Origin of the sequence: Rhizobium sp. CF080 (assembly GCF_000282095.2) — a bacterium.
In the GTDB taxonomy this organism is placed as follows: Bacteria; Pseudomonadota; Alphaproteobacteria; order Rhizobiales; family Rhizobiaceae; genus Neorhizobium.
Genome location: NZ_AKKC02000008.1, coordinates 248,267 through 261,328, shown reverse-complemented (window position 1 = coordinate 261,328; position 13,062 = coordinate 248,267). Strand labels below are relative to the sequence as shown.

11 protein-coding genes are annotated in these 13,062 nt (G+C 62.1%); 8 read left to right on the top strand and 3 right to left on the bottom strand.

The annotated features are described in order from the left end of the window. Positions 1 to 43: 43 nt before the first annotated feature. The 7 genes from PMI07_RS18575 (at position 44) to PMI07_RS18545 (ending at position 8,357) form a co-directional block, all read left to right on the top strand. Positions 44 to 1,000 carry an AroM family protein gene (locus tag PMI07_RS18575; protein ID WP_007756813.1) on the top strand — a complete coding sequence of 319 codons (957 nt, stop codon included), beginning with the start codon at positions 44 to 46 and terminating at the stop codon, positions 998 to 1,000. Positions 1,001 to 1,175: 175 nt separating this feature from the next. Then, positions 1,176 to 1,856 (top strand): AroM family protein, encoded by a 681-nt coding sequence (locus PMI07_RS18570; protein ID WP_007756811.1) that lies wholly within the window; start codon positions 1,176 to 1,178, stop codon positions 1,854 to 1,856. Between the two features lie 33 nt (positions 1,857 to 1,889). Beyond that, positions 1,890 to 3,482 (top strand): ABC transporter substrate-binding protein, encoded by a 1,593-nt coding sequence (locus PMI07_RS18565; RefSeq protein ID WP_007756810.1) that lies wholly within the window; start codon positions 1,890 to 1,892, stop codon positions 3,480 to 3,482. Between the two features lie 108 nt (positions 3,483 to 3,590). Continuing rightward, complete coding sequence (locus PMI07_RS18560; protein WP_007756804.1) at positions 3,591 to 4,598, top strand: ABC transporter permease; 1,008 nt, start codon at positions 3,591 to 3,593, stop codon at positions 4,596 to 4,598. Continuing rightward, complete coding sequence (locus PMI07_RS18555) at positions 4,598 to 5,509, top strand: ABC transporter permease (RefSeq protein WP_007756803.1); 912 nt, start codon at positions 4,598 to 4,600, stop codon at positions 5,507 to 5,509. Before PMI07_RS18560 ends, PMI07_RS18555 begins: the two co-directional genes overlap by 1 nt. Then, positions 5,506 to 7,167, top strand: coding sequence for an ABC transporter ATP-binding protein (locus PMI07_RS18550; RefSeq protein ID WP_007756802.1), 1,662 nt, complete (start codon positions 5,506 to 5,508; stop codon positions 7,165 to 7,167). The genes PMI07_RS18555 and PMI07_RS18550 overlap by 4 nt, the downstream gene beginning before the upstream one ends. Before the next feature lie 107 nt (positions 7,168 to 7,274). Next, on the top strand, positions 7,275 to 8,357 hold the full coding sequence (locus PMI07_RS18545) for a PHB depolymerase family esterase (protein WP_007756799.1): 1,083 nt from the start codon (positions 7,275 to 7,277) through the stop codon (positions 8,355 to 8,357). Between the two features lie 83 nt (positions 8,358 to 8,440). Here PMI07_RS18545 and PMI07_RS18540 read toward each other — a convergent pair whose 3' ends face one another. From PMI07_RS18540 to PMI07_RS18530, 3 genes are all read right to left on the bottom strand, one after another. Continuing rightward, positions 8,441 to 8,887: a pseudoazurin gene (locus tag PMI07_RS18540; RefSeq protein ID WP_007756796.1), complete on the bottom strand. Its 447-nt coding sequence runs from the start codon at positions 8,885 to 8,887 to the stop codon at positions 8,441 to 8,443. A 405-nt stretch (positions 8,888 to 9,292) separates the two neighbouring features. Further along, positions 9,293 to 10,372: a mandelate racemase/muconate lactonizing enzyme family protein gene (locus PMI07_RS18535; protein ID WP_007768007.1), complete on the bottom strand. Its 1,080-nt coding sequence runs from the start codon at positions 10,370 to 10,372 to the stop codon at positions 9,293 to 9,295. Between the two features lie 6 nt (positions 10,373 to 10,378). Continuing rightward, positions 10,379 to 11,194: an NAD(P)-dependent oxidoreductase gene (locus tag PMI07_RS18530; protein WP_007768006.1), complete on the bottom strand. Its 816-nt coding sequence runs from the start codon at positions 11,192 to 11,194 to the stop codon at positions 10,379 to 10,381. A 254-nt stretch (positions 11,195 to 11,448) separates the two neighbouring features. Between PMI07_RS18530 and PMI07_RS18525 the strand changes: the two genes are divergently transcribed. Continuing rightward, positions 11,449 to 13,041, top strand: a complete 1,593-nt coding sequence (locus PMI07_RS18525; protein ID WP_024163916.1) for an ABC transporter substrate-binding protein — start codon at positions 11,449 to 11,451, stop codon at positions 13,039 to 13,041. Positions 13,042 to 13,062 lie beyond the last annotated feature (21 nt).

Genomic DNA, 13,062 nt, shown 5'->3' with positions numbered 1-13,062 from the left:
GCGCCATCATGGTTTGACGATCGAAAGGACCGATTCCCTGCACATGTCGAAGAGCCCATATGCGCTGGCCCCGACCTCACCGGAAGGTGCGGAACCGCACCACCGGGTGATGTTCCTGAGCGTCGGCCAGACGCCGCGTGCCGATCTCATCGGGGACATGCTGACCAATCTCGACGTTCCGATCGAAGCGCTCGAGATCGGCGCGCTGGACGGGCTTTCCAAGGCAGAAATCGACGATCTGAAAGTGCGGCCGGGCGAACAGAGCATCGTCACCCGGCTTGCCGACAATACCGATATCGTCGTCTCCAAGCCGCGGATCGCCGAGCGCATGGCGAAGATCGCCGCCGCTTTCCAACCCAATGAATTCGATCTGGTCGTCATCCTCTCGACCGGCCTGTTTCGCGATTTCGAAAGCACCTGCCCGACCGTGAATGCCCAGCGGGCCATGGAATCGGCAGTGATTTCGCTTGCCGCGCACGGCGCTTCCGTCGGCCTCATCCAGCCGCTGCAGCAGCAGATAGCCGAACTCGATATCCCGGCGCTGGCGCCCTACAAGATCTGCGCCAGCTACGCCGCCGATGGTGACCGGAAACTGCTGGCCGGCGCGCTCGTCGATCTCGCCGATGCGGAGATCATCGTCCTGAATTCCGTGAGCTTTACCGAAGCCGACCGGCAAATGGTGGCGAAGGCCAGCGGCAAGCCCGTCGTTCTCGCCCGCCGCATCGTCGCAAGCGCCATCCGGCTTCTCCTGCATCGTTCGCAGCCCGTGACCCTGCCGGGCGTTTCGCCGGAATTTGCGGAAAAGTTGCTTCGCCTGACGCCGCGCGAGCGGCAGGTGTTGTCATTGGTGGCCGAAGGCCTGTCCAACAAGGCGATTGCCCGCCAGCTCGGCATCAGCCCGAAGACGGTCGAGATCCATCGCTCGAACGTCATGAGCAAGATGGAAGTCACCTCGTCCAACGCGCTCATCCGCATGGTCATCTCCGCCGGCCATCCCTGATCGAAAATAAGTGCGTTCGCGCAAGAAAATTGCGCCAAATGACCTGTTTGCCTAAAAATTGGTCGCCATGAGCATGTCAGAATCATGTCGTTCTAGGGGCATTACCCTATAGTGAAGCCGCGCTTCCGAGCGTTAGGCTCCGTTCCCATAATGCCATGCAAGGAACGATGAGAGCATGCCTTCCACATCCAAGATCGCCTTCGTGACCATCGGCCAGACACCGCGGATCGACTTGGTTCCGGAAATGATGGCCGAGATCGGCATCGGCCTGCCAGAAGGTCGCCTCGAGTTCCGTGAATTCGGCGTGCTCGACGGCATGGACCCGGCTGAACTGGACGCGATGCGCGCCGTGGATGGCGAACATTCCTTTGCGACGCGTCTCAAGAGCGGCGAGGAAATCGTCACCTCCAAGGCCCGGACCGAAGAGAAACTCAATGTCCTCCTGAAGACGATAGATGCAGAAGGCTTCGACCTCGTCGTTCTTCTCTGCACAGGCACCCGGATCGATCCGCTCGAAAACACGCTGGTCGTCGAAGCCCAGCGGATCGTCGATTCGACCGTCGAGGCGCTCGCCGCTTCCTCCCGCAAGCTCGGCGTCATCCTGCCGCTTGATCGGCAGGTCAAGGATTTCGCCGATCGCCACGTCTTCAGCGGCGAGCCAAAATTCGTGGCCGCCTCGCCCTATGCCGGCGACGATATGGGTGAGCGGGCGAAGACGCTCGAAGGCTGCGACCTTATAGTCATGCATTGCATGGGTTATTCCGCCGGAATGCTGGAAGAGGTGCGCCGCGCCGTCGATGCCCCGGTTCTTTTGTCGCGCCGCGTCGTCGCGGGCGTCGTCCGCCAGATGATCTGATTACCGAGCCACATTAAAAACAGAGGGAACCACATGTTCGGAAAAATCCTGAAAAACGTCGCGATCGCGGGGCTGCTCGCCTCCTCGATCCTCGCCGCGCCCGCCGGGGCCTTCGAGCGTACCGACAAGGGCAATGTCATCGTCTTCGGCGGCCGCCAGGCGATCCCGGTGCTCGATCCGCATGTCCGTTACGACTGGTCGACGCGCATGATCCAGCAGTCGGTCTATGACGCCCTGGTCAAGTACGAAGGCAACCCGGCCGAGATCAAGCCATGGCTCGCCGAGAAGTGGGAAACCAGCGCCGACGGCAAGAGCTGGACCTTCCACCTCGCCAAGAACGCCAAGTTCCACAATGGCGACCCGGTGACCGCCGAAGCCGTACGTTATTCCTTCGAGCGCGGCCTGAAGCTTAACAAGGGCGTCGCCTGGATGCTCAAGGACTTCCTCGCACCAGAAAATATCGTCGCCGTCGACGCCAACACCGTTCGCTTCGACCTCAGGGCACCCTATGCGCCGTTCCTCTCCTTCTTGCCCTGGTGGTTCGTCGTCAACCCGGCCGAAGTGAAGGCCCACGAGGTGGATGGCGACTACGGCCAGAAGTGGCTGACCGACCATGCCGCCGGCTCCGGCCCGTTCAAGCTCGGCCGCTGGGAACCGAACGTTCTTTATGAGATCGAAGCCAATGACGGTTACTGGAAGGGTTGGCCGCAGGGCGAAAAGAACCGCCCGGCCGGCGTCATCTACAAGATCATCCGCGAACCCGCCGCCCAGAAGGCCGCCCTGCAGCGCGGAGAAGCCGACATCGTCGAAGGTCTGACGCCGGACGACTATATCCAGATCAAGCGCGTGCCGGGCGTGGTCATCCAGGACCACAAGGGCATGACCACCTTCGGGATCAAGTTCAACACCCAGAAGGGTCCGACCGCCGACATCAACCTGCGCAAGGCGATCGCCTATGCGCTCGACTACGACGCGCTGATCCAGATCTATAACGGCGCCGCCTCGCTCGAGACCAGCCCCCTGCCGGACGCCATGAAGGGCCATGTCGCCGTTCCGGGCATGCCGCGCAAGGATCTTGCCAAGGCCAAGGAATACCTCGCGAAATCGGCTTATCCGAACGGCGGTATCACCCTGCCTTACGTCCATGTCGCAGGCCTCGAAGAAGCCCGTCGCATCGGCCTCGTCCTGCTCGACAACCTGAAGGAACTCGGCATCACCGTCGAGGTCAAGCCGGAACAGTGGCCGAACATGGTCGCCGCCGGTTCCAAGGTCGAGACCTCGCCGGCCATGACTTCGGTCTTCACCACGCCTGTCTCGACCGACCCGGACGCCGTCGCCTACCAGTACCACAAGGCGAGCTGGGGCCAGTATTACGCGATGATGTTCTACGACAATCCGAAGGTCTCGGAGATGATCGACCAGGCCCGCGCCGCCACCAGCTGGGACGACCGTGCCAAGCTTTATGCCGACATCCAGAAGCAGATCGTCGCCGACCAGCCGGAAGTCTTCGGCATGCTGCAGAACCGCCGCTGGGCGCATCGCGACTATCTGCAGGGCTTCAAGTTCAGCCCGGTCCGCTTCACCGGCGAGGTCGATCTCTATCCGATGTGGGTGAAGGCCGAATAACCTCTGGCTTGCGCCCCCTCCCGCAGCCAGAATGATGCGCATGGCCCGGACCATCCCAACCGGCCGGGCCATGCGCAGTTTTTGAGAGAATAGCCACCGGAGAAGACGATGTTGACATTCGCCTTCCGCAAAGTGCTGACGCTGGTCGGAACCATGATCGGCATTGCGGCACTCACCTTCGTCATCACCAATGTCGCGCCGGGCGATCCGGCCCGCCTGGTCGCCGGCCCCAATGCGACCGAAGACATGGTGACGACCATCCGCACCGAATACGGCCTCGACAAGTCGCTGCCCGAGCAATTCGTCGTCTATATGGGCGACCTCGTCACCGGCGATCTCGGCCAGTCGATCGTCACCACAAGGCCGGTGCTGGAGGAAGTGCTACGTTATGCGCCGGCAACGCTGGAACTCGTCTTCGTCGCCATGGCGCTCGGCATCATCGTCGGCGTGCCGATGGGCATGCTGTCGGCCGTCTACAAGGACGGCCCGATCGACCATGCGACCCGCATCTTCTCGATCTCGGGCGTCGCGTTGCCGGCCTTCTGGTTCGGCATCATCCTGCAGCTGACATTTGCGGTCGACCTCGGCTGGCTGCCGGTCTCCGGCCGCCTGCCGCTGGTCACCCGCCCGCCGGAAACGGTCACCGGCCTGTTGCTCGTCGACAGCCTGCTCGCCGGCCGGCTGGATACGTTCTGGACGTCGCTACGGCACATCATCCTTCCGGCGATCGTGCTCTCCTTCCCCTGCCTCGCCTCGATCCTGCGCGTCAACCGCGCCGAGATGATCGAGGTGCTGCAGTCCGACTACATCGTCGCGGCCCGCGCTCACGGCATCGCCTCCTTCCGCATCGTCGCCATCTACGCGCTGAAGAACGCGCTGCTGCCGACGCTTGCGATGATCGGCCTGCGCTTCGGCTGGATGCTCGGCTCCACAGTTCTCGTCGAAACCGTCTTCGATTGGCCCGGCATCGGCCTTTATGCCGTCTCCTCGGCGCTTTCATCGGACTTCAAGCCCGTCATCGGCGTCACGCTGGTAATCGGCTTCTTCTTCATCGTCGCCAACACCCTCGTCGATCTCGCCTATGCGTGGATCGACCCCCGCCTCAGGAGCGCCTGATGACGACGCCCGTGGAACTCTCCCGGCCCCTCACCTTCCGCGAACGGCATGAAAGCAAGATCCGCCAGTGGCGGCTCTATGCGCACATGTTCGGCAAGAGCTTTTCCTCCATGCTCGGCCTCGGCCTGGTCGTGCTCTTCCTGTTGCTTGCCGCTCTCGGACCATGGCTTGCGCCCTATCCGGAAGACACCGTTGGCGCCTTCAACATGGCCAACAAGCTGATGGGGCCAAGCGCGGGTCACTGGTTCGGCACCGACGAGATGGGCAGCGACATCCTTTCGCGCGTCATCATCGGCGCCCGCACCTCGCTCTGGATCGGCCTGATCATCACCGGCGTCGGCGCCATCATCGGCGTGCCGCTCGGCATCATCGCCGGTTATCGTGGCGGCTGGGTGCGCGCCGTCATCATGCGCATCACCGAACTTTTCCTCGCCGTGCCGGGACTGGCGCTGGCACTGGCGATCGTCGCCGCACTCGGACCGGGCATTACCAATTGCGTGGTCGCCTTGTCGCTCGTCTGGTGGCCGGGTTATGTGCGCCTGGTGGAGGCGAAGACGCTCTCCGTCAAGGAAGAACTGTTCGTGGAATCGGCCCGCTCGATCGGTGCCAAAACGCCCTGGATCCTCTGGCACCATATCCTGCCGAACTGCATGTCGCCGATCATCGTCAAGATGAGCATGGACATGGGCATGGCGATCCTGTCCGCCGCCAGCCTCGGCTTCATCGGCCTCGGCGCTCAGCCGCCGGCGCCGGAATGGGGGGCGATGATCTCGGTCGCCCGCACCTACATGCCGGACTGGTGGTGGTATTCGCTGTTTCCGGGCGCCGCAATCTTCCTGACCGTGCTCGGCTTCAACCTTCTCGGCGATGGCCTGCGCGACATTCTCGATCCCCGGAGCCGTGACCGATGACCGGACCTCTTCTCGACATTCAGAACTACCGGCTCGACATCGCCACGTTCGACGGTCCGGTGCATGTGCTGAAGGACATCAACCTGACCGTCAACCGCGGCGATACGCTCGGCATCGTCGGCGAAAGCGGTTCCGGCAAGACGGTGCTGGTACGCTCCGTGCTCGGCATCGGCCCGAAGGCCTCGAAGGTTATCGAGGGCAGCATCGCCTTCGACGGACAGGACATTACCGCACTATCGGAAAAAGACTGGACCAAGATCCGCGGCATCCGCATCTCGATGATCTTCCAGGATCCGATGACCTATCTGAACCCGCTCTTCACGATCGGGCAGCAGATTTCCGACGTCATCGCCGCCCATGAAAAGGCGGCCGGACACGGCGTCTCCTCGAAGGCCGCCCGCCGTACCCGCACCGAGGACCTGCTCGACCAGGTCGGCCTGCCGAACCCGGCCATGCTGTTCGACCAATATCCGCACCAGCTTTCCGGCGGCATGCGCCAGCGGGTGCTGATCGCAATGGCGCTGTCCGGCAAGCCGGACCTGCTGATCGCCGACGAGCCGACGACGGCGCTCGACGTGACGGTCCAGGCGCAGGTGCTTGACCTCATCAATTCGCTCGTCGAAAAACTCAATCTCACCGTCATCATGATCAGCCACGATATCGGCGCGATCGCCACGATCGCGAAGCGCTGCGCGGTCATGTACAAGGGAGAGATCGTCGAACAGGGCCTGACCGCGGATATCCTCAGCGCCCCGAAACACGAATACACCAAGCGCCTGCTCGCCGCCGTGCCGGACATCGATACCGCATCGGCAAAGGTTGCCGCCGAACCGGCGGTCGGCGCCTCCCCGAAACCCGGCATTCTCCTGGAAGCGATCGACCTCAGGAAGGTCTATCGCAGCCAGTCCGGCACCGAGGTGACGGCGGTCGACAGCATCAACCTCTCCGTCGCGACCGGCGAAATCTTCGGCGTGGTCGGCGAATCCGGCTCCGGCAAGTCGACGCTGGCGCGCATGCTGCTGCGGCTGATCGAGCCGACCTCCGGCGATATCATCTTCGACGGCAAAAACATCTCCGGCCTGACCGGCGAACCTCTGCGGTTGATGCGTCGGCACATGCAGTTCGTCTTCCAGAACCCGCATTCGGCGCTCAACGGCCGTCACACGATCGGCGACGCGATCGGCGAGCCCCTGCGCATCCAGACGAACATGAGCCGCCGCGATATCGAGGCGCGCGTCGAAGCGCTGCTCGACATCGTTCAGCTGCCGAAGATGTTCAAGTACCGTTATCCGCACGAACTGTCCGGCGGCCAGAAGCAGCGTATCTGCATCGCCCGCGCCATCGCCCTCAATCCACGCCTGCTGATCCTCGACGAACCGACGTCCGCGCTCGATATCTCGGTGCAGGCGCAGGTGCTCGACTTCCTGCAGGAACTGCGCGCCGAACTCGACCTCACCTATGTCTTCATCTCGCACAACCTTGCCGTCATCCGCCAGATCTGCGACCGGACCATCGTGATGAAACGCGGCGAGATCGTCGAACAGGGCGAGACGGAACGCCTCTTCCTCTCGCCGCAGCATGAATACACCAAGGCGCTGATCGAAAGCGGACGCAAAACCTCGCGGGCAGCGAACCTTTCGGCTCCCGCCGGCTCGTAGTGAAACGCATTCCGCAAAAAAATAATTGTGCAGTGCAGCAACGTTACCCATATAGGGAACGTTGTCGCTGATCACTGCCATCCCGGCAATGATTGCCAGGAGCCATTATGAGATCGTTGTCGGATACGCTGGAGCGGCTTGCCCGCTTGAAATCACTGGGTCGGGAACAGACCGACTCGCCCAGCCATCTGGAGGAACTGAGCAGTTTCGGATCCAATCCCGGGGCGCTGGCAGCCAGGGTATACGTTCCCTCCCTGCTTCCCAAAGGCCCCGCCCTCGTCGTGGTTCTGCACGGATGCACGCAAACCGCGTCCGGTTATGATCACGGCGCCGGATGGTCGAAGCTCGCCGAACGCCACGGCTTCGTGGTCCTCCTGCCCGAACAGGTCCGGGCCAACAACGGTAATCTCTGCTTCAACTGGTTCGTTCCGGGCGACATGCGCCGCGGCCAGGGCGAAGCGCACTCGATCCGCCAGATGATCGATGCCGTAGTCTCCCGGCATGGGATCGACACTTCGCGCATCTATGTGAGCGGCTTGTCCGCAGGGGGTGCGATGGCCAATATAATGTTGGCCACCTATCCGGAGGTTTTCGCAGGTGGCGCAATCATCGCCGGCTTGCCCTATGGCGTCGCCGCGACGGTTCCCGAAGCCTTCGACCGGATGCGCGGGCAAGGCCTGCCGGCACCATCGGCGCTTCAGTCGCGGCTGAAGGCCGCTTCCACCCATCAGGGACCCTGGCCGACCATCTCGGTATGGCAGGGCACCCAGGACAATACGGTCGCAGAAGCAAACGCGCAGGCGATCATCGACCAGTGGCGCGCCGTTCACGAGGTAGGGTCACGGCCGGACCTGGAGCAAAAGGTCGATGGCCAGTCGAAAACCGTCTGGAAAGATGCCCGCGGCAGGCAGGTGATTGAATATTACAGCATTGCCGGTATGGGCCACGGAACACCGATCGACCCCGCGCTCGGCTATGAGAACGCCGCGCCCTACCTGCTGGATGTCGGCATATCGTCGACGCTTCATTCGGCAAAAAGCTGGGGCCTGCTTCGCGAAGGCGTGGAGCCGTTGCAGGCGAAGAGCGACGGCCCCAAGCGGGCATCGGCCTCTTCCGAGCAAGCAAAGGAGCCTGAAGGTATCCAGCAGATCATCGAGAATGCGCTTCGCATGGCCGGCCTGATGCGCTGAATTTCGCGCAGGATGAAACCGGGTGAATAAGCGCAGCGGCGGCCAGGGGAGAGGGAATGGCCGCCGCCGGACGGACCCCCCGCTTAAACGCCGGAAGCAGCGATATCCGCGTCAAGACGTTCGCGGGCCTTTTTGGGCAGTTTCGCGGTCTTGACGGCTTCGAGATTGGCAGGAGCGTTGCCGACGACGACGAGACCGATCATGCCCATGCCGACATGCGGCGAGCATTTCACGGCATACGCCCCTTCGATGTCAAACGTCACCTTCACGCTTTCGTTCATCTGGCCCTTGAACGGCTTTGCGCCTTCCGGGATCAGCCCGTCGATGGTTTCGGCGTTGTGAGATTTGTCGGTTGGAATGAAGGTGACGGTGTCGCCCTTGGCGATCTTGAGGGAGCTCGGTTCGAATACCATCGCGCCGTCCTTGCCCTTGTTGAGCATATGCACTTCGAAGTCGGCAGCCGACGCCGCCGTGGCGCAGACGGCCGTAACGATCGCCGCACCGACCAGGGATGCCAAAATCTTCTTCATTTTCTTACTCCTTGTGTGGAAGCCCTCGGCTTCGTTGAATTCACACTAGAGCAAAACCGCCGGCCCTCTTTGACGTACGACAAACGGTTTTGGGTTTGTCGCAGCTCGCTTTTGCGTCGGCGTACGCCCGGATGGCGCAGTGATGGTCACGTTGTCCAACCGCTTGGCGAAGCGTCTGGTCATCTGAATCTTGTCGGTCCTGGTTTCTTTCCTTCGGAACAAGGGGCGGAGTAAATCGCCGTCCTCTGGAAATAGAACCTATGTCCACGCCAACCTCTGCTCTTTGACGTGAAACAAACAGGGCGTGGGCTTTTACTTGCGCTTTCGCAGGAACGCCGGGGGGGGGGGAACCTGGTCCCAGGAGCGGCTAACCGTGAAAGTCTCGCCGTTCTCCTATTTCTCCGCCTAAAGAGCGTGGCGGACGATGGCATCCCGGTCCAAGGACATCCCCCAGCCAGGCGCATCGGGAATCCGGGCCGTCCCGTCAACGAGCGTTATCGTCTCCTCGTAGAGCGGCGCGAACCATTCCACGTATTCCAGGGAATGGGCGGTCGGGACATGTGCCAACAGCTGCAGGCTCATTTCGGGGAAAAGATGCGATGAGATCGGCAGATCAAAGCTTGCCGCCAGGGCGCCGACGCGGGCGAATTCGGTAACGCCGCCAACCCGCTGGAGATCCGGCATGAGAATGGAGGCGGCACCCGTCTCGATCATCCGCCGGAAACCGTAGCGGGTATATTCGTTCTCGCCGGAAGCGACCGGCATGCGCAGGGCTCTTGCCACCTTGGCCGAGTCTTCCAATGCGTGGGCCGGCACCGGCTCCTCGAACCAGGCGATATCAAACGGCGCCAGCGCATCGCCGAGCTTGATCGCCGCATCAGCGTCGAGCACCTGGTTGGCATCGATCATCAGCCCGATATCGCTGCCGATCGCCGCCCGAACGGCCTTCACACGCGGCAGGTCCACGTCGATCCTCCCGGCAAGCCGCAGCTTCATTGCCTTGAAGCCGGCTGCGACAAACCCTTCCGCCTGCCGGACGAGTGAGGGAATGTCCTGGGTCAGCCAGAGGCCGCCGCTCGCATAGGCCGGAATGGTTTCCCGGCTGCGCCCCAGCATCCGCGAGATCGAAAGCCCGGCGCGCTTGGCTCTCAGATCCCACATGGCACCATCGATCGCCGAAATGCCCATGATCGAGACGCCCGTAAAGCCGATGAAGTTGATGCGCCGCCAGGCATCGGCCCAGAAGGCGCCGGTATCGTCCGGGTCGCGCCCGATCACCGCATCCCGCAGCACATGCACCATGCTGTCCAGAAGCTTCAGCTGCTCCGGCCGGATGGTGAAGATCAGGTTTTCCCCCCGCAATCCCTCATCGGTAACGAGATCGACGACGATGCAGGAGAATTGATGAATGGTCGCCGTGGCATTGCCGAACGGTTCGGCAAGCGGCAGGCTGACGGCGTTGGTGGTGAGATCCGTAATCTTCATGGGACGTTACCGGTTCGCAGTGCGGGGAGGTTCGGTGTAGATGGGATCGTCGACGAAACCGCCGCCCTGCCATTTCGCCTGCGACGACCCCTTGTCCGGAATGCCCGGATTGCGTTCCAGTTCCGAGCGATAGATTTCCGAACTGTCCTTCGGAACCCAGCCCAGGTAGGCGGAAGCGGAATTGTCCCACCATTTCGGCTGATTGTCCGAAACACCCCAGATGGTTGGGCAACCGAGGTAAGGCGCCCTGAAGACCCGTTCGGAAAGCGACGCCATGTCGTCGAAACTCAGCCAGATCGACAGCATCCGCACCGTCGTCGGCTTCGGCCAGCAGGCACCGATGCGGACGATCGCCGTTTCCTGGCCGAACTTGTGGAAATACATCTGCGCCAGGCCCTCGCCGAAGCATTTCGAGGCGCCATAGAGGCCGTCCGGTTTGGTGGGCTGATCGACCCCGATGAACTGATCCTGCCGATAAAAGCCGACCGTATGGTTGCTGCTGGCAAACAGGATGCGCGGTTTTCCCTGCTTTCGCGCCGCCTCGTAGAGATTGTGCAGGCCGCGGATATTGCTGTCGAGAATGCTGGCAAAGGTGTTCTCGGAAGGAATGCCGCCGAAATGCAGGATGCCGTCGCATCCTTCCACCATGCGCAGAACCGCGTCCGGATCCGCCAGATCGCAGGTAACCGGCTCTTCGTTGGCCGCGACATTGTCCAGGGGAGAGATATCGGAAATGCGGATGACCTCCGCCAGGTGCCCGAGCCGCTGGCGCATGGCCTTGCCCATGTTGCCGGCCGCTCCGGTGATCAGAAGCCGCTTCATCGCAATTTTCCTCCTCGACATGCTGCCTGCAATCTAGAAGGCGCCCCGGATACCCGTCAACTCATAATATGACTTGGAGCTTGAAATAGGATGCCGCAGTATTGGCCACCTCAACCTCGGCGTTAAAGCAACGCAAATGCGCGATTTCCAATGCCATATCGATTGACGAAGATTAAGTTTTGAGTCTTCATACAACACGGCATCTCATGTGACGTCATACTCTCATATGAGCGCCTCGAATGGAGGAACCCCAAATGAAATGGATGAAGCATGTGGCGCTCGCCACGGCTCTGACGCTGTCTGCGCCGATCGGCGCATTCGCCGATACCCCCGCCGACCAGCTGATCGTCGGCCTGAGCATGAACAATATCCTGACCCTCGATCCGGCGGCGATTTCAGGCCGCGAGGCGACGGGCGTCATCGCCAATCTCTATGATACGCTGGTGGAGCTCGCCGCCGACAAGAAGACCGTCAATCCGGGTCTCGCCAGCGCCTGGACGGTCGCGGATGACGGCTCGATCACCTTCACGCTGAGGGATGGCGCGAAGTTCACGTCCGGCAACCCGGTCACAACCGAAGATGTCGTCTGGTCGATCAAACGCAACATCAGCCTCGGCCTGGTCGGCGCGGGCGTCTGGTCGTCCTTCGGCTACAAGGCGGGCAATATCGACCAGCTGCTGACGGCTGACGGCAACAAGATCACCCTCAAGCCGGCTCAGGCGACCGATCCGCAGCTCACGCTCGACATCTTCGGCAAGCCGGACGCCAGCGCGGTCGTCGACATGAAGACCGCCATGAGCCACGAGGCGAACGGCGACAAGGGCGCGGCCTGGCTGAAGATCAATGTCGCCGGTTCCGGCGCCTTCAGCCTGACACGCTGGGCCTCCAACGAAATGCTCATCCTGACACGCTTCGACGATTACTGGGGCGAAAAGCCCAAGATGAAGCGGGTGATCTTCCGGCACATGCCGGAATCCCAGACCAAGCGGCTGATGCTGGAAAAGGGCGACGTGGACGTCGCGATCGGCCTTTCGGTTCCCGATATCGCCGCGCTCGGCAAAAACAAGGACGTCGAAGTGCAGAGCACGCCGAGCTCGGGCTTCTACTTCCTCGCCGTGAGCATGAAGGACGAGCGCTTCAAGAACCCGGACGTGCGGCTCGCGATCCGCCACCTGATCGACTATGACGGCATCAACAAGTCGATCATGCCGAATTACGGCACCAAGCGTCTTCGCCCGGTCGCCGAAGGCGTCATCGGCAGCTTGGCCGATCCGGACTACAAGGTCGATGTCGCCAAGGCCAAGGAACTGCTCGCCAAGGCGGGTTACCCCGATGGTTTCCCGGTCAGGCTCCTGACGCTCAACGAACCGCCTTTCACGGACACCGCTACAGCCATTCAGGCCACCCTCGCCCAGGCCGGCATCAAGGCCGAGATCGTCCAGGGCGCTGGCGACCAGATCTATGGCCCGATGCGCGAGCGCAAGTTCGAAATGCTCGTCGGTCGCGGCGGCGGCGGCCAGGAGCCGCATCCGCATTCCAACCTGCGCGCCCTCGTCATCAACCCGAACAATGCCGACGACGCCAAGCTCAGCGGCATCATCGGCTGGCGCACGTCCTTCTTCGACCAGCAGCTGAACGACATGTCCGCCAAGGCGCTGGTGGAACGTGACCAGGCGAAGCAGAAGACCGCCTATGAAGACATTCAGAAGCGATACGAGGAACTCGTTCCTGCGCTGCAGCCGATCTCGGCGGTTGTCGACAGCGTCGTCTATCGCGCCGACGTGAAGGGCTATGTGAACCACTACGGCTGGACGGTCCGCCTGCGCACCGTCTCCAAGCAACGCTGATCATCAACCGACAAGTCCCTC

Excerpts from the sequence above, each read along its gene's own strand:
- PMI07_RS18535 (WP_007768007.1), bottom strand. The coding sequence starts at position 10,372 with ATGAAGATTACGGATCTCACCACCAACGCCGTCAGCCTGCCGCTTGCC.
- PMI07_RS18570 (WP_007756811.1), top strand. The coding sequence starts at position 1,176 with ATGCCTTCCACATCCAAGATCGCCTTCGTGACCATCGGCCAGACACCG.
- PMI07_RS18550 (WP_007756802.1), top strand. The coding sequence starts at position 5,506 with ATGACCGGACCTCTTCTCGACATTCAGAACTACCGGCTCGACATCGCC.
- PMI07_RS18525 (WP_024163916.1), top strand. The coding sequence starts at position 11,449 with ATGAAATGGATGAAGCATGTGGCGCTCGCCACGGCTCTGACGCTGTCT.
- PMI07_RS18575 (WP_007756813.1), top strand. The coding sequence starts at position 44 with ATGTCGAAGAGCCCATATGCGCTGGCCCCGACCTCACCGGAAGGTGCG.
- PMI07_RS18545 (WP_007756799.1), top strand. The coding sequence starts at position 7,275 with ATGAGATCGTTGTCGGATACGCTGGAGCGGCTTGCCCGCTTGAAATCA.
- PMI07_RS18560 (WP_007756804.1), top strand. The coding sequence starts at position 3,591 with ATGTTGACATTCGCCTTCCGCAAAGTGCTGACGCTGGTCGGAACCATG.
- PMI07_RS18565 (WP_007756810.1), top strand. The coding sequence starts at position 1,890 with ATGTTCGGAAAAATCCTGAAAAACGTCGCGATCGCGGGGCTGCTCGCC.
- PMI07_RS18530 (WP_007768006.1), bottom strand. The coding sequence starts at position 11,194 with ATGAAGCGGCTTCTGATCACCGGAGCGGCCGGCAACATGGGCAAGGCC.
- PMI07_RS18540 (WP_007756796.1), bottom strand. The coding sequence starts at position 8,887 with ATGAAGAAGATTTTGGCATCCCTGGTCGGTGCGGCGATCGTTACGGCC.
- PMI07_RS18555 (WP_007756803.1), top strand. The coding sequence starts at position 4,598 with ATGACGACGCCCGTGGAACTCTCCCGGCCCCTCACCTTCCGCGAACGG.